The organism is Sphingobacterium sp. B16(2022) (assembly GCF_012030425.1).
Classification (GTDB): domain Bacteria; phylum Bacteroidota; class Bacteroidia; order Sphingobacteriales; family Sphingobacteriaceae; genus Sphingobacterium; species Sphingobacterium anhuiense.
In genome coordinates this window covers 819,844-840,090 of record NZ_JAAUVN010000003.1, presented here as the reverse complement: position 1 = coordinate 840,090, position 20,247 = coordinate 819,844, and the positions used below count along the sequence as shown (strand labels likewise).

The following is a 20,247-nucleotide window of genomic DNA, read 5'->3' as shown; positions in this document are numbered from 1 at the left end:
CTATAGGAAATGCCCAAAAAGCTGCGATATGAACTTCAGTGATCGGGATAAATTTTTATATTTCCTCAATAGTACAGTTTTTAATGGAAGAGGAGAAATCGATAACTTTGTTTATAGATATGGTACAATTAACATTGTAAATAAAACAAATTTATCTAAGTTTGATTAAAATAGAAAAATATGTTACCAAAAATAGATTTTACTCAGACAGCGGCTTACCGCTATTTAGCCGATCATTATATTAGTATAAACGAGCATAGCTTGAAAGATTTATTTGCTGCAGATGATTTTAGATTTGAGAAATATAGTATTGAATTTAATGATTTGCTCTTAGATTATTCAAAAAATAGAGTGAACGATGAGACGTTAGCTTTGTTACGCCAGTTGGCAAAAGAGTGCCAATTAAGCGAAGCCATAGAAGCAATGTTTCAGGGTGAGAAAATCAATGAAACAGAAGGCCGTCAGGTATTGCATACGGCTTTGCGCAATCAATCTGGAAAAGCAATATTTGTTGATGGTCAAGACGTCATGAAAGATGTAAATGCTGTTTTGGCACAGATGGAGTCATTCACAAACCGCATTCTATCTGGTGAATGGAAAGGCTATACTGGAAAAACCATTACCGATGTGGTGAATGTTGGTATCGGAGGATCTGATTTAGGTCCAGTAATGGTGACGGAGGCTTTAAAGGCTTATCGCACACATTTAAATATGCATTTTGTATCTAATGTGGATGGAACACATATTGCCGAGGCTATTAAAAACCTTGATCCAGAGACAACCTTATTCCTGATTGCATCAAAAACTTTTACAACACAGGAAACGATGGCAAATGCGAATACTGCTCGAGATTGGTTCTTGACAAGTGGAGCACAACAGACCGATGTTGCGAAGCATTTTGCTGCTTTGAGCACGAATACCGCTGCTGTTGCCGCATTTGGTATCGACACTAAAAATATGTTTCAATTCTGGGATTGGGTTGGTGGACGTTACTCCCTATGGTCTGCGATCGGTTTATCGATCAGCTTAGCTGTTGGTTTTGATCATTTCAAAGAATTATTAACGGGCGCATTTGAGGCCGATGAGCATTTTAGAACAGCAGCTTTTGAAGAGAATATTCCGGTTACTCTAGCTTTGTTGGGTATTTGGTATAATAACTTTTTTGAAGCAGAAAGTCACGCGATCTTACCATATGATCAATATTTACATCGTTTCGCGGCGTATTTCCAACAGGGAGATATGGAGAGTAATGGTAAGTGTGTGGATCGTAACGGTAAAGCTGTGGATTATCAAACAGGTCCAATTATCTGGGGTGAGCCTGGTACAAATGGACAGCACGCTTTTTATCAACTGATACATCAAGGAACTAAATTAATCCCTTGTGATTTTATTGCACCTGCCATTAGCTTAAACCCTATAGGCAAGCATCATCAGATGTTACTTTCTAATTTTTTTGCGCAAACAGAAGCATTGATGAATGGAAAATCTGAGGAAGTTGTTGTTGCTGAACTAAAGGCAGCGGGTAAATCGGAAGAAGAAATTGAAAAGCTGAAAGCATTTAAGGTGTTTGAAGGAAATAGACCGAGTAACTCTATTTTGCTTAAAAAAGTAACACCACGTTCTTTGGGTACTTTGGTTGCACTTTATGAGCATAAAATATTTGTACAGGGCATTATCTGGAATGTCTTCAGTTTTGATCAATGGGGGGTAGAATTAGGGAAGCAGCTTGCGGGTCAAATTTTACCAGAATTAGAGTCAGAAGATATCATTACGACGCATGATTCGTCGACAAATGGTTTGATAAATCAATATAAAGCTTGGCGTTTATAAGTGTTAAGGAAATAAAAAAACCGGGGTTAATGTTTTAATCCCGGTTTTTTTATGTTGTTATTTTTTATAAGGATAGAATTTCAACTATTCTTAATAAATCCTGATTGATTGAATCAATGTGTTTAATTGCTTTTTTGAACGATATAAATTGTATTTCGCCATGAACTAAACCCACCATTTCACCTTTGCGACCCTCTAGTAGAGCCTCTACAGCGGCAACACCTAATCTGCTGGCCAATACTCTATCCATACAAGTCGGGCTTCCACCGCGCTGTATATGACCTAATATCGATAATCGAACATCATACTTAGGAAAGTTTGCTTTGATTCTTTCTGACACAACCATTCCACCTTCCGAATCACCTTCGGCAACGATGATGATACGTGATGATTTGCTTTTACGCGTTTTATCTAAGCGTTTCATGATGGCATCGTAATCCACATTAAATTCAGGGATTAAAACGGCTTCAGCACCTGTACTGATACCCGATCTTAGCGCAATCAATCCCGAATCTCTACCCATCACTTCAATTACAAAAAGACGGTCATGAGATTCTGCTGTATCTCTAATTTTATCAACAGCCTGTATAACTGTATTGATAGCCGTATCATAACCTATTGTAAAGTCAGTCCCAGCAAGATCATTGTCAATTGTACCAGGAAGACCGATGATAGGAATATCAAATTCCTCTAGAAATTTGGATGCACCTGTAAAAGTTCCATCGCCACCAATTACGACTAAAGCATCGATACCTGCCGCTTTTACATTTTCATAAGCTTTTTGGCGTCCTTCAATAGTTCTGAATTCATCACTTCTTGCTGTTTTTAAAATGGTGCCACCACGTTGTATGATGTTAGCGACAGATTTAACGTCCATAGCATACATATCGCCACTGACCAAGCCGTCATATCCTCTTTTAACACCAAAAACATTTAAACCATTATATATACCTGCTCTAACTACCGCGCGAATGGCAGCATTCATTCCTGGAGCATCTCCTCCAGAAGTTAATACTGCTATATTTTTAATATTACTCATAATTCAAACTTAATAAATCGTATTTCGGTTTGCAATATAAACCAGTTGAATGAAAAAAACAACTTATTTGGGTTATCTATTTGTAAATTGATCACCCAAATAAGTTGCGATTGCTTTTATTCTTTGCTCGAATCGGGATCGATTCAACAAAATCTACGGCCCGTGAAGCCGTTACTTTTTAGCATTGAAGGCGTCAATTCCACTTTGTAAGTATTGCGCATAGGCAATAGGATCGTAATTTGCTCCTGAAGGTGGAACCAACACGTTTCCTTGCGTATCGACAATCACATAAAGAGGCTGTGAATTACTGTTAAATTTCGACGCTTGAAAATCTGAATTTTTGTTTCCAATATTCTTGATTTTCTTTTTTGAATAAGTTGAAATAATCTGCTCTTCTTCAGGTAACTCCGTACGGTCATCGACAAAAAGTTCAGCCATTACGAAACCTTCTTTCAATAATTTGGCTACGTTAGGATCTGTCCATACGTTTGCTTCCATTTTACGGCAGTTTACACAGTTCCAGCCTGTAAAATCGATTAGAACAGGCTTGTTCAATTCTTTAGCAGTTTCTAAGGCTTGGTCGTAGTCATAGTAAGGATCAAATCCTTTTGGAGTACCACGTTCGTGGAATATCTCTGCATATTTTTTTACTTTGCCATCCGAGTATACCGGTGCACTTGCTATTCCAGCAGATAAATCAAAATCCTGAGTTGCTGATGGTGGTAAAAATGCGGATATGGATTTCAAAGGAGCCCCCCATAGTCCTGGTATCATGTACATCACAAAAGCAAAGACTGTTATCGCTAAAAATGTACGTGGTACGGATAAGAATTTTAGCTCACTATCATGAGAAAACTTAATTTTACCAATAAGGTAGAGACCCATTAAACCGAAAATAACGATCCATAAGGAAAGAAATACTTCACGATCAAACCAATTCCAATGGTAGGCAAGATCAACATTTGATAGGAATTTTAATGCTAAGGCTAACTCCAGAAATCCTAGGACTACTTTTACACTATTTAACCAGCCTCCTGATTTTGGAAGGGATTTTAATAATGAAGGGAACATTGCGAATAATGCAAAAGGAATTGCTAAAGAAATAGAAAAACCAAGCATACCGATTGCTGGCCCTAAGCGCTCGCCTTTAGATGCTGCTTCCACCAACAACGTACCTATAATAGGTCCTGTACAGGAAAAGGAAACTAAAGAAAGGCTAAATGCCATAAAGAATAGACCAACCAAACCACCTTTGTCCGATTTGGCATCCATTTTATTGACAAATGAACTTGGTAGTGTAATTTCAAATGCACCAAAAAATGACGCTGCAAAAACGACTAGTAATAGGAAGAATAAAAAGTTAAAGATACCATTTGTAGAAAGTGCATTAAGTGCGTCAGAACCAAATAAAATGGTAATGATCATGCCCAACGCAACATAGATGATGATGATAAATAATCCATATAGTAAAGCTTTACTTATTCCACTGGCTCTTGATCCTGATTGTTTCGTAAAGAAACTGACAGTCAACGGTAACATTGGAAAGATACAAGGCATCAATAATGCCATAAAACCTCCCACTAAACCTGCGATGAAAATACCCCAAAGTGATTTTTTTTCTTCGGGAGCTTGATCAATTGCTGTTTGCGTCATGGCTTTAGTTGTATCCTGACTGAGGGTATCAGGACTTTCAGAGAAAACCAAATCCTCTGTCACTTCAACAGGGGATGTTGTATCAGCAGATTCTGAAAATTCGATTCCTTCCACACTAAGTAAAGAGTCTTGTGCTGTTGCAAAAGAAAGAACAGGAATAAATAAACTGAAAATAACGAAGTAGATTAAAAATAGTTTCTTTTTAGCCATTATATATAGAGTTCTAAGATAATTTGTAAAATTAAAAAAAGACATTGAGAATCACCTTATTGTTTAGTAGTTGTAAAGTCAATTTTACTTTCTAAAGGCAATCTTACAGGCGTTTATACTTCATTACAAGGGTAATTATAATAAATCGCAGAAAATTAACATTTCATGAAGTGATTTTGAATTCGCACGCTAATAAGAAAACGCTATTCAACTAACCATAATGAATTAGCTGAATAGCGTTTTGTTCAAATATATGTTGCTAATTTTTACTTGATTGCTACAGAAAATGCATAATCTGTTGGTGGAAGACATTGTGTTTTATCGCAAGCTTGGTATTCTACACTTCCTTTTACAGTTGTTGTTCCTTTATTTAATTTTACTTTTTGCTGAAAAATTACCTCTTTTTTAAAGTAGCCTACATTCATTTTAAAGACTTCTTCGTATTTTGTTGCTGCTTTAGGTTCAGCTGTTTTACCGTTTAGCGCGTAATCTTTAGATGCAGGGAACGTAAATGAGGTTGGTATAGGACCATTTTCACCGACATTTTGAGAATAAATGTGCCAACCGTCCTGAATAGTGGCTTTGATAAAGATAACTGCTTCCTTATCATTTAATTTTTTTGAAGCAACAGTCCATTTAACAGGATCGTGGATTTGAGCTACTGCTCCTGAAATAGCAAAAAATAGTACTGCTATTAGTAATGTTAATTTTTTCATGGAATATATTTGTTTTTTGTATTGTTACAAAGCTATCATTAGCATATTTATTGTTTTTAGTAAACGATAGGCATTGATGGTTTCATCAGCATATTTAATATTAAAAACTTTCTATACAAATCATGCTCTTGCTATAAGACCTTAGGAAATAGCTAAAGTTTAATTTCTTTTAGCAAATTTACTTTTTTGGTCCAATATATTTATCGGAGCAGGGTAAATATTTTGTTGCTTAAAGGACATATTTAATCTCTTGGAGATTGAACTCTTTTATATCATTTGCGATTTGAATCTGTAATAGGCCATTTGAAAGTACTTGTATTATTTTCCCTTCAATTTTTGTTTTATTGACTATATATCTTTTCATCTCATTTCTTCTAAAAAGATTTTGATTGAATGCTAATAGTTGTTGATCTTGATCCTGGTTTTTTAACCGTTTGTACTCTATATCTAAAAATTGATAAAGTTCTGTCGCTAGCGATCGTATGTGATAGGGTTTTTCTTGTTTGGTGATCGATTTTAGTGAGGTAATATGTTGGGTATCGCCAAATGACGTCTGATTTATATTAATACCGATCCCAATAATACTTGTTGCGATTTTATTTCCTTTTATCGTGTTCTCAATTAGTACACCTACTATTTTTTGGTCATTAACATAAATATCGTTTGGCCATTTGATTTGCACTTTTTGGTTGGTTTTTGTTTTTAACCAGTTAAATATTCCGAGACATATGGCGCACGATAAGGTAAATTGCTGATCTATTCTTAAAAAATGCGGGTAAATGAGGATTGATGTAATGATATTTTTACCAGGTTCGCTTTTCCAAATATTACCCCTCTGACCTTTCCCCGCGAATTGTTCTACTGCTAAAATGGCAGAACCTTCGTCCTGTGGCTTGAATTTTGACAAGTTTTCTTTAAAATAATCATTTGTGGATGCCACTCGATCGACAGTAATTACATTTTGACCGATAATAAGTCCTGAAAATGTGTTATTTTGCAAGGTGATAATTTTTTAATTGTATACAATAGTCAAAACTATAATTTTTTTTAATGGATAAAAATAAAAGTTCAGAATTGTCAACGCGACTGTCAGAGGTGGTGGTATATGGAATGCAAGAGAAGAAAGCAAATGAAATAGTGCGATTGGATTTGAGAAATATTAACAGTTCTGTTTCCGATTATTTTGTAATTTGTCATGCAGACTCCCATATTCAAGCGCAAGCAATCGCGAAAAGTGTAGAAGATGAAGTCTATAAAACATTTGGTCAAGATCCACAATATAAAGAAGGCCAGAGTCTTGGCGAATGGTTGATACTTGACTTTGTAGATGTAGTTGTTCATATCTTCAAGAAAGAAAAAAGGGCACTGTATGCGATCGAGGATCTATGGGGCGACGCTCAAATTCAAGACTTTCAAAGTGCTTAATTAAGATAGAAAAAATAGAATTAAAACGATATAAATAAGAAAGAATGAAGAAAATACCAACTGGTAAAATAACCCCAAAACCGCCCAAGTTTAATGTCATGTGGCTTAGTTTTGCTTTGATATTGGTTTTTTTTGCCCTACAATACGTTTTTAGTGATAATTCGGCTAAAAAAATCACGTACAGTGAATTTGAATCTACCATTTTACCAACAGGTGATGTAGAAAGATTAGAAGGTACTAAGAAAAATGATCTTGTACATATTGATGTTTATATCAAGAAAGATCGTTTAAAAGATGAAAAATATAAAAATGTGGCTCCAGGAGCAAATGCATTGTCATTGAACCCTGAAGTAGGCCCTCAATATTACTTTACTGAAGCTTCGGCTGATATTTTAGCTTCAAACTTAAAAGCGGCGCAAGAAAATCTTCCTGCAGGTACGCCGCGATTAAGTGTAAGTTATGAAGATCGTTCTAACCCATGGGCTAATTATTTTGTGACCTTTATTTTACCACTTGTTGTGATGGTATTATTATGGTTATTCTTGATGCGTCGTATGAATGGTGGTGGCGCTGGTGGTGGCGGTCAGATATTTAATATTGGTAAATCTAAAGCACAGCTGTTTGATAAAGAGTCTTCCATTAATATTACTTTTAATGATGTTGCAGGTTTAGAAGAAGCCAAACAAGAAGTAATGGAAATTGTGGATTTCTTGAAAAACCCGCGCAAATACACAAATTTAGGGGGTAAAATTCCTAAAGGAGCATTATTAGTTGGCCCTCCAGGAACCGGTAAAACGTTACTTGCAAAAGCTGTGGCAGGTGAAGCACAAGTTCCTTTCTTCTCATTATCAGGTTCTGATTTTGTTGAGATGTTTGTGGGTGTTGGTGCTTCTCGTGTCCGTGATTTGTTTAAGCAGGCAAAAGAAAAAGCACCATGTATCATCTTTATCGATGAGATTGATGCTATAGGCCGTGCGCGTGGTAAAAACTCCATGATGGGCGGTAATGATGAACGCGAAAACACTCTAAATCAGCTTCTTGTTGAGATGGATGGTTTTGGAACGGATTCAGGTGTTATTATTTTAGCAGCGACCAACCGTATTGATGTATTAGATAGTGCATTGTTGCGTCCAGGACGTTTTGATAGACAGGTTTCTATTGATAAACCCGATTTAATCGGTCGTGAGCATATTTTTAAAGTTCACTTGAAACCATTAAAGTTATCGGAAGAAGTTGATGCTAAAAAACTGTCTGCACAAACTCCGGGATTTGCTGGTGCAGAGATTGCCAATGTTTGTAATGAGGCGGCTTTAATTGCAGCACGTAAGAATAAGACAGAGATTGATATGCAAGATTTTCAAGATGCGGTAGATCGTGTTATTGGAGGTCTTGAGAAAAAAAATAAAATCATTTCACCAGAAGAGAAGAAAATTGTTGCTTACCATGAGGCCGGCCATGCGATTGCAGGTTGGTTCTTAGAGCATGCTGATCCATTGGTGAAAGTGTCTATCGTGCCTCGTGGAGTTGCTGCACTGGGATATGCGCAGTATTTACCAAGGGAACAGTTTTTATATACTACTGAGCAGTTAGTTGATAGTTTGTGTATGACGATGGGTGGCCGTGTAGCTGAAGATATTACATTTGGACGTATATCTACTGGTGCACAAAATGATTTGGAAAGAATCACAAAATTAGCATATGCTATGGTTGCTATCTATGGTATGAATGATAAGGTTGGTAATGTTTCATTCCGTGACGGATCTGAACAATTTCATAAACCTTATTCTGACAAAACGGCAGAGTTAATTGATTCTGAGGTACGTAATTTAATTACTGACGTTTATGCAAGAACAAAACAGTTATTGTTAGATAAACAAGAAGGTTTAGTTGCGATTGCCGAAAAACTATTAGAGAAGGAAATCTTATTTCAAAGTGATCTGGAAGAAATATTGGGAAAACGCCCTTTTGATACAAAAACAACGTATGATGAGTTTGTGAATAGTGGAGATGGTGGCGGTGTTCCGCAAACAGATCTTCCATTAGATGTGTTACCTGAAGAGGCGAGCAGCGCAGAACCAAAAGTAGGTATTAAAGAAGAGGATAATCCAAACACATAAATTTTTAATTCTACAGCGCTTCTGAAAAGAAGCGCTGTATTTTTTATCAATTCCACCGAATGAATGTTAAAAATAGCAGCAGCAAAGAGCAGATGCTTAGCAAAATAAGAAAAGCTCTGTTAGAAAAGACAGAAAATCCACATCCCAAATTTCAGAAGACACCTTTATATCAGGAGGAAGATGAGCTTGTGGATGTGACCTTTGCACGCGAATTAACAGCAGTAGGGGGGAAGTTTTTGTATTGTGATGGCGAGATTGAACTGATTGAGAATTTGATTAATCTGACGGAGGAAAATAATATTAAAAAGATATTTACCTGGGAAAAAGGAGTTCAAGACCTTTTAAACCCTTACGGTTTTCCTATACATACGGATGAAATTGAATTTGATGCAGCCGATGCAGGGATAACTTCTTGTGAAGTTATGATTGCGCGTAACGGTAGTATCATGGTCAGCAATGCTAATGCATCAGGACGTAGATTGGGAATCTATCCGCCCATCCATATTGTTATTGCAAAAGCCTCGCAGATGGTCTGGGATATTAAAGATGCATTATCCTATATGCAGCGTCGCTACGGTAATGAAATGCCCACAATGGTTTCGACAGTCACTGGACCTTCCCGTACAGCAGATATCGAAAAACGCCTGGTCCTGGGGGCTCATGGACCAAAAGAATTATATGTTTTATTATTAGAGGATCGTTTTTAATTATATGATACAGGAATACCTTTTTTTAACTCCAGTTGCGAGTATTATCTTTGCTTTGACAGTGGCTTCAAGTATCTATAGTTTTTCAAATCCTCAAGTATTGGGAGAGATGATGTTACATCCTTATAGTATATATCGTAAAAAACGCATTTATACTATTTTAACCAGTGGCATGGTTCATAAAGATTGGGGGCATCTCCTTTTTAATATGATCACATTTTATTATTTCGGATTTGGCTTAGAAAAAATATTGATCCAGGTCAGTGATTGGGGGCACCTTCAATTTGCAATCATTTATATTTCCAGTTTAATACTGAGTGATATTCCTACCATTTTCCAGCACAAAAATAATCTGGGCTATTATAGTTTAGGTGCTTCGGGAGCAATCTGTGCCGTTTTATTTAGCTATATCATGTTTGATCCTAAAATGATGCTCGGTATCTTTATGATCATTCCAATGCCAGCTTATATATTTGCCGTACTTTTTCTTGGTTACTGTATTTGGGCATCTAAAAATTCAAAAGACGGTGTCAACCACGATGCGCATTTATTTGGAGCAATCTCTGGAGTGATTATTACCTTGTTGCTCTATCCATGGATTTTTAAACATTTTATAAGTCAATTTTAGCATTATCCTGCCCAGTTCTCGCGGTCTAAGCTTCTATATTGTATTGCTTCAGCGAGATGATGATTCTGGATGTTGGTTTCTTGTTCCATGTCGGCGATTGTTCTAGCTACTTTTAAGATGCGGTCATATGCTCTTGCTGATAAACCTAATTTCTCCATGGCAACTTTAAGGAGCTGTGTTCCCTGCTGATCTATCTGACAGCGTTCACGAACCTGAGTACTGCTCATTTGAGCATTATTATGGATTTCACTATACTGTTTAAAACGTTCGTTTTGAATTTTTCTGGCAGCAATGACACGTTGTCGAACCACGATGCTTTTTTCTGATGTTTCATTAGATACAAGCTCTTTAAATGCTACCGGTGTAACTTCCACGTGGAGATCGATCCGATCCAGTAGTGGTCCTGATATCTTGCTTAAATAACGTTGCACGGTATTGCTTCCACATATGCATTCTTTTTCGGGATGATTGTAATACCCACATGGGCATGGATTCATGGCAGCAATTAACATAAAGCTTGCTGGATAATCGACCGAAAATTTTGCTCTTGAGATTGTAATATTCCGAGACTCCAATGGTTGTCGCATCACTTCAAGTACAGTTCTTTTAAACTCAGGAAGTTCATCCAGAAATAAAACACCATTATGTGATAATGAGATCTCTCCAGGTTGAGGAGTTGCGCCGCCCCCGACCAGAGCAACATCAGAAATGGTGTGATGGGGAGACCGAAAGGGCCTAGTTGTCATCAACGATTCCTTGGCTAAAAGCTGTCCTGCAACAGAGTGAATTTTGGTGGTCTCTAATGATTCTTCTATTGTTAATGGTGGTAAGATCGTCGCTAATCGCTTTGCCAGCATTGTTTTACCTGCTCCTGGCGGACCTATTAAAATAACGTTGTGACCGCCGGATGCCGCAATTTCTAAAGCTCTTTTAATGTTTTCCTGACCTCTAACATCACCAAAATCAGTTTCAGCATGATCGATTTTGTTTAAAAACTCTTCTTCAATATTGATAGCAGTTGGCTTAAGGTCATACTTGTCGTTAAAAAAATCCACTACTTCCGTCAGATTATCAACTCCGAATATTTTAAGATTTGATACAATTGCGGCTTCTCTTGCATTTGTATTCGGAAGAATAATTCCTTTAAAATTATCCTTAAGCGCCTGAATAGCGATTGGTAACACTCCCTTTATAGCTTGAATCTTACCATCTAGTGATAGCTCTCCCAATATCAGATAATCCGTTAATTTGTCCGCATTAATTTGATTAGACGAAGCCAGTATTGCTGTCGCAATTGCAAGATCATAAGCTGAGCCTTCTTTGCGAATATCTGCTGGGGCAAGATTGACAACGATTTTTTGTCTGGGCATGCGAAGACCGCAAGACACAATGGCACTTTCTATGCGCTGTAAACTTTCTTTGACAGCATTATCGGGCAATCCAACAATATAATATCTTGTTCCTGCTGTGATATTTACTTCAACAGCTACACTCGTGGCTTCAATGCCATATACTGCACTACTATAGGTTTTTGTTAACATATAATTGGTCTAACTGATCATTAAAGTTAATAAAAAGGTTTAACTATTTCTTGAGAATTATTTTTTTCCTTTGAAGAACAGCATGAAGTTGTGGTTTTAGATAAGATACATTATATTGTAGTAATTGATATTTATCATATGTCAAAAAATAATTGGTTTTGGCAAACGATTTGCTACTCTATTTGTATTATTAATGAATAGAACGGATTGCAAAGAATTAACATTTAAAGTTTAAGAATATGAATGATACTAGTAAAGTAGTAGTGGCATTATTGGCAGGGTTAGCTGCAGGAACCGCTTTAGGAATTTTATTCGCACCTGATAAAGGAACAGAGACAAGAGACAAGTTAAATGAATCATTAGCAGATTTGGGAGATGCTATCCGTGAACGCGCAGAAGAGCAGTTTGATCAGCTAAATGACTTCAAGGAAAAAATAGTTTCAACCCTTAAAACAAAAATCAATAAAGGGGAAGAAATCTTCGAAGACGAAATAACAGAACACGCGTAAGTGGCTGTTGTTTTAGAGCTTAAAAAAATATTATAGATCATATTATCAGAGGCTAAAAAAGCCTCTGATTGTTAAAATAAAAATAAATGGAAGAAGAAAAATTCTCGCTTAGTGGAACATTCCAAAAGACCAAGGAATATTTAGATTCGCAATTAAATTTAATTCGGCTAAAGACCGTTGAGCGATCTTCCCGTTTGATCGCAAGCTTAATTGTCGATGGAGCAAAAATTATTTTAACCTTATTTATTATATTTTTCCTTTGTCTTGCCCTTGGTTTTTATTTGGGAGAAGTATTAGGTAGTAATTCTTTAGGATTTTTAGCTACAGCCGTAATATTTTTGGTGATACTGTTACTGATTTGTGTATTAGAGCCAAAATTAGAGACCAAATTTATGGATTTATCTATCCGCAGATTCTCTGCAAAATGGGATGATGAATCAGATGAAGAAGAAAATAATTTGAAACAAGAAAACTTAGAAGATGACGAAAAAAAGCAAAATTCATAACCTCGCAGAGCTTAAGGCAGAAATCGCGCGTCTCAAGATTTTGAAGAACGAACAGGAAGCGTATTTAAAGTCTCAAGTTAAATTATTGAATCATAAAATAGAGACACCTGTACGTATTTTTAATGCGCTTAAATCTAATATTCCGGGTGCAAATATCATATCAGGCCTTTTTGCTTCGACAAAAAATAGCGGTGGCACTAACTCAGACTGGGTAACTAAAGCCCTGCGCATTGGTGTGCCTTTTGTTATGAACAGATTTTTCTTTAAAAAAGCTGGTGTTTTGAAAAAGGCTCTTCTTCTGTTAGCTTCGGAAAAAGCTCTTGGTCAGGTTAATCAAGATAAAATTTCAAGTATTATCGAGAAAGTAACAGATTTTATTAAACCAAAAAAGAATAAGAAAAAAAAGGTTGATATGGAGAAGCTTCCAGTAGTAGAAGATCAGGTGAATGAATATGGTATACCTTCCTATAGTGAAACTTATTAATGAGGATAACTGTTTCCTTCAGTACTATTGACCAAAGCCAGATGTTGGCTTTATTAATGAATTGCTGGCGATAGCTATTTTTCTTTTGTCATTCTATTGCTAATAATATTTAGCTGTTTCATAAAAGCTATCCCTACTTATTTTATAAGATGAATTTTTGAATGTTGCAATGACATTTACGATTTCATGACCTCCTGGCTAAACTTTGATCGGTCATACTCCCCACTTAATTTTACTATACTATTGATTACTGCAAGAATAAGATTATTTTTGCAGGATATTTTATTATAATGGGTAAAGACAAACTTAGAAAATTTGCAGAAATTGGTACTTTTGACAACGTCGTAGAACTTGATGCAGGTAAAGCGCTTAAAGGTCAATGGGCTAAAACGCATTTTAAAAATGATAATCCAATTGTTGTAGAGTTGGCTTGTGGAAAAGGTGAATATACTGTCAATTTGGCGAAGCTTTTCCCTGAAAAGAATTTTATTGGTGTTGACTATAAGGGTAACCGGATTTGGAGAGGAGCAAAAACTGCTATTGAAGAAGGTATTACTAATGTTGGATTTCTACGTATTCAGATTGAAACGATTTTAGAATATTTTGCAGAAAATGAAGTTTCCGAAATCTGGATTACATTCCCAGACCCACAACCGCAGGATAGCCGTGAGAAAAAAAGACTGACCAATCCAACTTTCCTAGGCCGTTATAAGTTTGTTTTAAATGATGGTGGATTTATGAACCTGAAAACTGACAATGATGGTTTTTATAATTATACTTTAGAACAGATTGAAATCTTAGGATTGCCTAAACATGTCGAAACAGCAGATTTGTATCATTCTGATTTAGTAGATGAGGTTCTGTCTATTAAAACATATTATGAGAAGAAATATTTGGCTGTTGATAAAAATATAAACTATGTTAAATGGTCATTTGATCAGATATAATTCTTTTCTGAAATGCATTTCATAAATAAGAAGGCTCCATCCGGTTAGGATGGAGCCTTCTTATTTATGCTTCAACTTGCGCTTTAGGAGGAAAGTTTTTATGTTTTCTTTTGCTTATTTTTTCGATGTTGACCGGTTGAGGTATCTTAACATAGTAGCCTGTACCATCATAGGTGCGTTTCAACGGATCTTCTTGGCAAGCTGTTGAGCAACAGCCTTCAAGTTTTTCACCACATTCATCACATTGTGTGAAATGCTCATTGCAGATTGGGCTGGCACAGTTAATCATCTTCGGTGTTTCTTTTCTGCAGTTCTTACATTTTGAAACTACAACAGGATTTACAGAGTTGACATCAACAGTAACCCTGTTATCAAAGACATAACATTTACCATCGAAGTCTTTACCTCCGGCCTCTTTACCATATTTGATAATACCACCATGTAGTTGATAGACATCTTCGAAACCTTCTGCAAGTAATAGCGCTGATGCCTTTTCACATTTGATACCGCCAGTACAGTAGGTTAAGATTTTTTTGCCTTTATATTTTTCGAGTTCTTTAACTTTTTCAGGGAATTCTCTGAAATTTTCAATGTCTAAAGTAACTGCATTTCTAAAATGACCAACATTATGTTCATAATTAGAGCGTACATCAAGAACAACAACATCATCTCGGTCTTTCATTTCCATGAAGTCTTTAGGTTCAAGATGTATTCCTGTTTTCTGAGTGGGGTCAATAATTTTTGGATCCCGTAAACCCGAGTGAACAATTTCGGTTTTGTAACGGCAGTGCATCTTAATAAAAGATGGTTCCGTAACATCGTCTATTTTAAACTCGGTATGATTAAATCTTCCATCGGCATAAAGGGCATCCATATACGCTTGGCAAGACTCTGGTGAACCCGAAACCGTTCCGTTAAGACCTTCGTCTGCAACGATAATACGTCCAACTAAATTTAATGATTTACAAAATTCTAAATGATCTGCCGCAAATTTTTCAGCGTCAGCGATAGGACTGTAGCAATAGTACAGTAAAGTTTGATATTGTGCCATAGTTTTCATTGATACCGCTGCAAACGGCGTTTAATGCAAATGAATTATAGGGCAAATTTAGTTAAAAATTGGAAATTATACAATTTTTAACGTTTTCTCATCGACCTTTGAAGAACAAATATCATGATGAAACATAAAAATAAAACGGTGAAATAAATAATATTCGTCACTTTTTCTTTAATGGCTCTAGTAGGTACTCGAGTCCATTTAATTTTATCTCATATAATGTACCCAATTGAATACCTAGCTTTCCTGGAGGGAAACCTTTTTGGTGGAACCATACCAGATAAGGTTCGGGTAAGTTACAGAGCGTATAGCCTTGGTATTTTCCAAAAGGCATTTTAACGGTTACAAGTTCAGTAAGTATTTCTGGATTCATCATTAGTCTTCGGGATTACCATTTTTGATACGGTAAACAATCATTTTCAGTCCAATTATAAAATGGTTGAACAGATTGGGAATTGTGCCGTAATATTTTTGAAATATGTCATAACGCTCTTTCAAGGATTCGCGGTGCCTTTGTTTGGACATTCCACCAACTAAATAACGTGCAACATGCTGATGGGCATTTACTGCTATAGATGCCTTTTTTGCAGCTTTGATGACCCAATCTATATCTGCACACAATTTGTAATGTAAGTCATAAGGCTCGGCAATAGTGCGTTTGATATAGATTGCCTGGTGACAGATATTCATGCCATAGCGAAAGCTTTTCCAGTTAAAATATGCGGGAACTTTATGTCGACGTTCACCAATTATTTCTCGCTGTTCGTTTATTAAGAAAGTTTCACCGTAAATAATATCAGCTCCTTCACTTACTTCAGCAAGGTTTGCTAATGTTTCTTTACTGTACAACTCATCTCCAGAATTCAGAAATAAAACATAATCACCTGTGGCCAGCGCTAGACCTTTATTCATTGCATCGTAAATCCCTTTATCTTTTTCGGATAAAATAACGGATACCTGTGATCTATATTTTTCGATCACATCCAAAGTTCCATCTGTAGATAAGCCGTCAATAACAATGTATTCTACATGTTTATAGGTTTGACTCACAACAGATTTTAGGGTATGTTCAATATCCCGCACATTATTGTAAACGACTGTAATGATGGAAAATGTGGGGTTATTATACATGTTATTTTTTTAATTCGTTGAGTTTCTTTTTTGCAAAACGGATTCCTCTTTGTAAAAGCGAACCTTTTCTATGGGCATAAAAATACTTAATTGATTGATAAGCTTGGGCATGCTCTTGAATTTCTTGCGGAAATTGTGTTATTTTTTTATTCGCAAGTACAACTTGATAGGTCGTCTCTGCTGCTGTATGTGTTCCGGATCCATCATTACCGATATTCTGTGTCAATGAATTTCGCGGATAGAGCACTAATCCGTTGTTTTTAAAAACAGATGCATACCAGCGGATAGCCCAAGAGTTGATTTTTCCAGCTTTAAATTCTTTCACCTGCTTCCAAAAATTCTCTTTGCCCTCTATACTAAATTGGTGAATTTGCTCAGCAGTAAAATCATCTGTTAAGGTATTAATATCGCTATTAAAACGATTCCAAGCGCGATCCCATGTTGCCCAGCCCCAACTATTTGCTACTCTAAAGAAAAACGTTTCAGGTAGAGTTTCAATATCTTTTACGGGATAACCATAGCCAGATATCTGCATGACCTGATCTTGATGTCGGTAAAGTTCTAGAGCATCATTAAAGTATTGCAAAGCAAATGGGGAAGTTACTAAATCATCTTCTAGAACGATCACTTGACCATATTGTTTTACAATTTTAGTTACACCGTCGATGACATTTGCTGCTAATCCGCAATTTGACTCCCTTAAAGTAAGAGTTACAGCTTTAAATCTCCAATTTCTACTGATAATTTCCCGTACTTGTTCTACTGCAGCCTTTGATTGCTCATTTTTAGCAGCATCCGCGTAAATAAATAATTCAGACTCGGAAGCCAGATTATTATTTTCCAGTGCCTTTAACGTACGTAAAGTGTGATCTGGTCGATTGTAAACGAATAAGATAATGGGAGCTTTTGACATTATGGTTATATTCCTAAGCAGTTATTTTCTTTGTAAAATAGAGATGTCGCTTTTCTATGTATTGCACCGATTGCTATTCCTGAAAAAGGGATATGTTTAAATCCTTGTTGTAAAAGAAAGTCAATAGCAGGTTGGTAGTGTGCCCTTTCTGAATCGTCCAATATCAATACACCGCCAGTGCTCAATTTTTCAATGGCACTTTTACAGCAGGCAACGCGCTTTCTGCCATCAACAATAACAATATCAAAAAGCTGGTCTTCCTGATTTATTGCGTTGATATAGTCGTCATTTTCTAAAGAAATGTTCTTAATATCGACATTGGCAGGCATTTGATTTTTGATACGTTCAAACCAATTTTTATCATGTTCTACAGCAGTTACTTTTTTGACATGTTTTGCATAGAATAAGGTTGAATTGCCTGCTCCGTATTCAAAAAGTAATAAATCTTTATTTAAGCGACCATCAATAAAATCTAAAAAGGAGTAAGTGAGCCAAGGGATTGGATTTCCATTCGGATCTAATGATTCTTTGTTTAAATAGGAGTTGATCCAGCCTGTCTGAACGAAATATCCCTTAAAGGCCAAGGATAATAACCCCTTAATTAATTTGCTATTGAATAATGATTGGTAGCTACCTGTTTTTTCCATTTTTTAGATTTTATTAGTGGAAATAAACTTAACGATTTATTTTCGAAAATCTTTCTTTTATCGTAGATAAAAGCCCCAACAGGAAGAGGGATTTTATCATTAAAATAGCATTCGGACGAGTCCTTTTAATGAAAAGAAGGAAAAAAGTCGAAGCAAAATAGGCGATCAGGGTTGCATAAGCAGCTCCAATAATTCCAAATTTTGGTATGAAGAAATAATTCAGCACGACATTAACAATTGCACCAAAAGCTGTTCGGTATAAGGTGATCTTTGTAAGTCCCTCAGCAATGAGATATTGTGCACTCGCTGTTCCTAAGAAAGTAAATACACCTGCCCAAATATGCACTTGAAGCGTATGCAGTCCTGGTGCATATTCTGGCTTATAATATTTAAAAATAAAAGGGGCGAGAAATGTAACAACCAAAGCAACAGATACGCTAACAAAAACCATAAGCTCATATAAGTTTCCTAGTCTTTTTTGATATAACTCAGGACTCCCTTTTCGGGCATTCATTATGGCGGGAAATAATGATGTGGAAATAGCAACAGGTATAAAATACCAACTTTCGCTAAAATTTACCACAACCGTATAAACTCCTAATGCTGATTTACCCAATATCGCGTCGATCATCAATTGGTCGATCTTCATGTAAAAGGTAATAAACAAAGAAGAGAAGGCTAATGGCCAGCCTTGTTTGATCAATTCTTTAGCGGTAGTGGCATCATATTTCCATTTGGAAATATGATGTCCCAATTTACGGTAGAGTGCTAAATATCCGATTTGTAAAATAAGAACATCAATAACTAAAGTCCAGATGAAAGCATCTAATGGGGCTTTTAACAGAATTAATATCAGTTTTATAGCAGCAGAAAGAATGTTTCCTCCTACCTGTACGATCATAATCATCTTACCCTTCACCTTCGCTTGAAAGAAGCTATCGATGATCTGAACGGCCTGTATGATGCATATAAAGGAGACAAGTACAATCTGTTTAAAAGTAGCAGCTGGGGCTTCTGGTGCGTACTGAGCGATGAAAAAGTAAGTGATGTAAATAAGCGGCAAGACGAGTAAACCCGTTATGATACGAATGCGTAATGCCGAACCTAAAAGCTCATTTTCCTTTTCAGGATGCTGAATGATTTGTCGGGTGATGAGGCCATCGGTACCCATTGTGGAAATGCCTGTAAAGAAAGCAAGCAAAACTAATGGATAACTGTAAGTACCGAAATTTGCACTCCCTAAGTAGGAAGGTAATGCAACAGTTGTGACCAACATCTTGATAAACAGGGATCCTACACGGGCCATTAAAAGCCAACCCGTGTTTTTGAAATATTTTTCGAATGCCTCTGGATTAAATCCTGGTAATGCCGGTATTTTCATTATGATGCAAACCTACTGATTTTTTAGAGGTTTGCATGAGAATCCCACCGTATTATTACAATACATTAATCGTATTGGAGAATTCGATTAAGCTCGGGTGTGTTGGATTAAGGTCTGTTACAAGGTAATTGACATCATGAATTGGAACAACTTTCATTTTCTGAACCGAGTTTAATTTTTCGGCAATGCTTAAGATAACTAGTTTGCTTGAACATTTAATCATGGCTTTTTTAATTTGGACAACTTCCCAATCAGAATCTGTAACGCCATCTTGAGTGGAAAGACTGTTTGTCCCTAATAAACAAAGATCTACTTTGATATCAGAGAGCTCATTGGTTACTTGAGATCCCGATACGATATTTGTATTCCTGGAAAGTTTTCCACCAATTAAAATAACCTCTAAATTTGGTTTTTCAGCTAATTCTAATGCAACAAGGGGGCTGATTGTAAATATGGTACATTGAAGACTGTCCGGTACTAGTCGAGCAAGTTCAATCATCGTTGTACCTCCCCCAGCAAGAATGGTCATGCCATTTTGAAGTAAAGTAATTGCTTTTTTAGCGATTTCCTTTTTAGCTTCTTTCGCATAAACATTTCCATCTTGAAAAGGAAATTGAAAAGATTTGGATAAGGCTCCACCGTAAACCTTTAGTACTTTGCCATTTTCCGCTAATTCATTTAAATCACGACGTATGGTGTCTTCAGAAACATTGAGCTGAATGCTTAAATCTGAAGATAATACTTTATTGTGCAGATTTATTTGGTGTATAATAAAAGCTTGTCTTTCCTCTTTTAACATGACAGAT

21 protein-coding genes are annotated in these 20,247 nt (G+C 36.2%); 9 read left to right on the top strand and 12 right to left on the bottom strand.

Annotated features, from left to right (window positions below; translation table 11 throughout):
* Positions 1-180 precede the first annotated feature (180 nt).
* A complete protein-coding gene (gene pgi / locus HCX49_RS17920) occupies positions 181-1,830 on the top strand; it encodes a glucose-6-phosphate isomerase (RefSeq protein ID WP_168127808.1) in 1,650 nt (549 codons plus the stop codon).
* A gap of 64 nt (positions 1,831-1,894) precedes the next feature.
* Here the strand turns inward: pgi and pfkA are convergent, their stop codons facing one another.
* The 4 genes from pfkA to HCX49_RS17900 all read right to left on the bottom strand — a co-directional run bounded on the left by pfkA (position 1,895) and on the right by HCX49_RS17900 (position 6,448).
* Positions 1,895-2,869, bottom strand: coding sequence for a 6-phosphofructokinase (gene pfkA / locus HCX49_RS17915; RefSeq protein WP_132769942.1), 975 nt, complete (start codon positions 2,867-2,869; stop codon positions 1,895-1,897).
* A 171-nt stretch (positions 2,870-3,040) separates the two neighbouring features.
* A complete protein-coding gene (locus HCX49_RS17910) occupies positions 3,041-4,732 on the bottom strand; it encodes a protein-disulfide reductase DsbD family protein (protein ID WP_168127807.1) in 1,692 nt (563 codons plus the stop codon).
* Between the two features lie 266 nt (positions 4,733-4,998).
* On the bottom strand, positions 4,999-5,448 hold the full coding sequence (locus tag HCX49_RS17905) for a protein-disulfide reductase DsbD domain-containing protein (RefSeq protein WP_132769938.1): 450 nt from the start codon (positions 5,446-5,448) through the stop codon (positions 4,999-5,001).
* 229 nt (positions 5,449-5,677) lie between these two features.
* Complete coding sequence (locus HCX49_RS17900) at positions 5,678-6,448, bottom strand: biotin--[acetyl-CoA-carboxylase] ligase (RefSeq protein WP_168127806.1); 771 nt, start codon at positions 6,446-6,448, stop codon at positions 5,678-5,680.
* Positions 6,449-6,498: 50 nt separating this feature from the next.
* Here HCX49_RS17900 and rsfS point away from each other — a divergent pair, with 50 nt between their 5' ends.
* From rsfS to HCX49_RS17880, 4 genes are read left to right on the top strand one after another with little or no spacing between them, the layout of a single operon-like run.
* Positions 6,499-6,873, top strand: a complete 375-nt coding sequence (gene rsfS, locus HCX49_RS17895; RefSeq protein WP_021191401.1) for a ribosome silencing factor — start codon at positions 6,499-6,501, stop codon at positions 6,871-6,873.
* A 44-nt stretch (positions 6,874-6,917) separates the two neighbouring features.
* Positions 6,918-8,990, top strand: coding sequence for an ATP-dependent zinc metalloprotease FtsH (gene ftsH, locus HCX49_RS17890; RefSeq protein ID WP_132769934.1), 2,073 nt, complete (start codon positions 6,918-6,920; stop codon positions 8,988-8,990).
* A gap of 59 nt (positions 8,991-9,049) precedes the next feature.
* Positions 9,050-9,697, top strand: coding sequence for a lactate utilization protein C (locus HCX49_RS17885; RefSeq protein ID WP_021191404.1), 648 nt, complete (start codon positions 9,050-9,052; stop codon positions 9,695-9,697).
* A gap of 4 nt (positions 9,698-9,701) precedes the next feature.
* Complete coding sequence (locus HCX49_RS17880) at positions 9,702-10,325, top strand: rhomboid family intramembrane serine protease (protein WP_168127805.1); 624 nt, start codon at positions 9,702-9,704, stop codon at positions 10,323-10,325.
* Between the two features lie 2 nt (positions 10,326-10,327).
* Here the strand turns inward: HCX49_RS17880 and HCX49_RS17875 are convergent, their stop codons facing one another.
* Positions 10,328-11,866: a YifB family Mg chelatase-like AAA ATPase gene (locus HCX49_RS17875; protein ID WP_132769930.1), complete on the bottom strand. Its 1,539-nt coding sequence runs from the start codon at positions 11,864-11,866 to the stop codon at positions 10,328-10,330.
* Between the two features lie 239 nt (positions 11,867-12,105).
* Here HCX49_RS17875 and HCX49_RS17870 point away from each other — a divergent pair, with 239 nt between their 5' ends.
* The 4 genes from HCX49_RS17870 (at position 12,106) to trmB (ending at position 14,312) form a co-directional block, all read left to right on the top strand.
* Positions 12,106-12,375, top strand: a complete 270-nt coding sequence (locus tag HCX49_RS17870; protein ID WP_021191406.1) for a YtxH domain-containing protein — start codon at positions 12,106-12,108, stop codon at positions 12,373-12,375.
* A gap of 86 nt (positions 12,376-12,461) precedes the next feature.
* The gene (locus tag HCX49_RS17865; protein ID WP_021191407.1) at positions 12,462-12,881 is read left to right on the top strand and encodes a hypothetical protein; all 420 of its coding nucleotides are present in this window, start codon (positions 12,462-12,464) and stop codon (positions 12,879-12,881) included.
* On the top strand, positions 12,856-13,365 hold the full coding sequence (locus HCX49_RS17860) for a hypothetical protein (RefSeq protein WP_132769928.1): 510 nt from the start codon (positions 12,856-12,858) through the stop codon (positions 13,363-13,365). The genes HCX49_RS17865 and HCX49_RS17860 overlap by 26 nt, the downstream gene beginning before the upstream one ends.
* 290 nt (positions 13,366-13,655) lie before the next feature.
* A complete protein-coding gene (trmB, locus tag HCX49_RS17855) occupies positions 13,656-14,312 on the top strand; it encodes a tRNA (guanosine(46)-N7)-methyltransferase TrmB (RefSeq protein ID WP_132769927.1) in 657 nt (218 codons plus the stop codon).
* 64 nt (positions 14,313-14,376) lie between these two features.
* Here trmB and HCX49_RS17850 read toward each other — a convergent pair whose 3' ends face one another.
* From HCX49_RS17850 to HCX49_RS17820, 7 genes are all read right to left on the bottom strand, one after another.
* Entirely contained in the window at positions 14,377-15,363 is a 987-nt protein-coding gene (locus HCX49_RS17850; RefSeq protein ID WP_168127804.1) for a rhodanese-related sulfurtransferase, read from the bottom strand.
* A gap of 166 nt (positions 15,364-15,529) precedes the next feature.
* Positions 15,530-15,745 carry a DUF3820 family protein gene (locus HCX49_RS17845; protein ID WP_021191410.1) on the bottom strand — a complete coding sequence of 72 codons (216 nt, stop codon included), beginning with the start codon at positions 15,743-15,745 and terminating at the stop codon, positions 15,530-15,532.
* Positions 15,745-16,500 (bottom strand): glycosyltransferase family 2 protein, encoded by a 756-nt coding sequence (locus HCX49_RS17840; protein ID WP_132769923.1) that lies wholly within the window; start codon positions 16,498-16,500, stop codon positions 15,745-15,747. The genes HCX49_RS17845 and HCX49_RS17840 overlap by 1 nt, the downstream gene beginning before the upstream one ends.
* A 1-nt stretch (position 16,501) precedes the next feature.
* Entirely contained in the window at positions 16,502-17,413 is a 912-nt protein-coding gene (locus tag HCX49_RS17835; protein WP_132769921.1) for a glycosyltransferase, read from the bottom strand.
* A gap of 5 nt (positions 17,414-17,418) precedes the next feature.
* Positions 17,419-18,060 carry an SAM-dependent methyltransferase gene (locus HCX49_RS17830; protein WP_021191412.1) on the bottom strand — a complete coding sequence of 214 codons (642 nt, stop codon included), beginning with the start codon at positions 18,058-18,060 and terminating at the stop codon, positions 17,419-17,421.
* Between the two features lie 28 nt (positions 18,061-18,088).
* Positions 18,089-19,441 (bottom strand): flippase, encoded by a 1,353-nt coding sequence (locus HCX49_RS17825; protein WP_132769919.1) that lies wholly within the window; start codon positions 19,439-19,441, stop codon positions 18,089-18,091.
* Positions 19,442-19,496: 55 nt separating this feature from the next.
* Complete coding sequence (locus HCX49_RS17820) at positions 19,497-20,240, bottom strand: DeoR/GlpR family DNA-binding transcription regulator (protein ID WP_021191414.1); 744 nt, start codon at positions 20,238-20,240, stop codon at positions 19,497-19,499.
* Positions 20,241-20,247 lie beyond the last annotated feature (7 nt).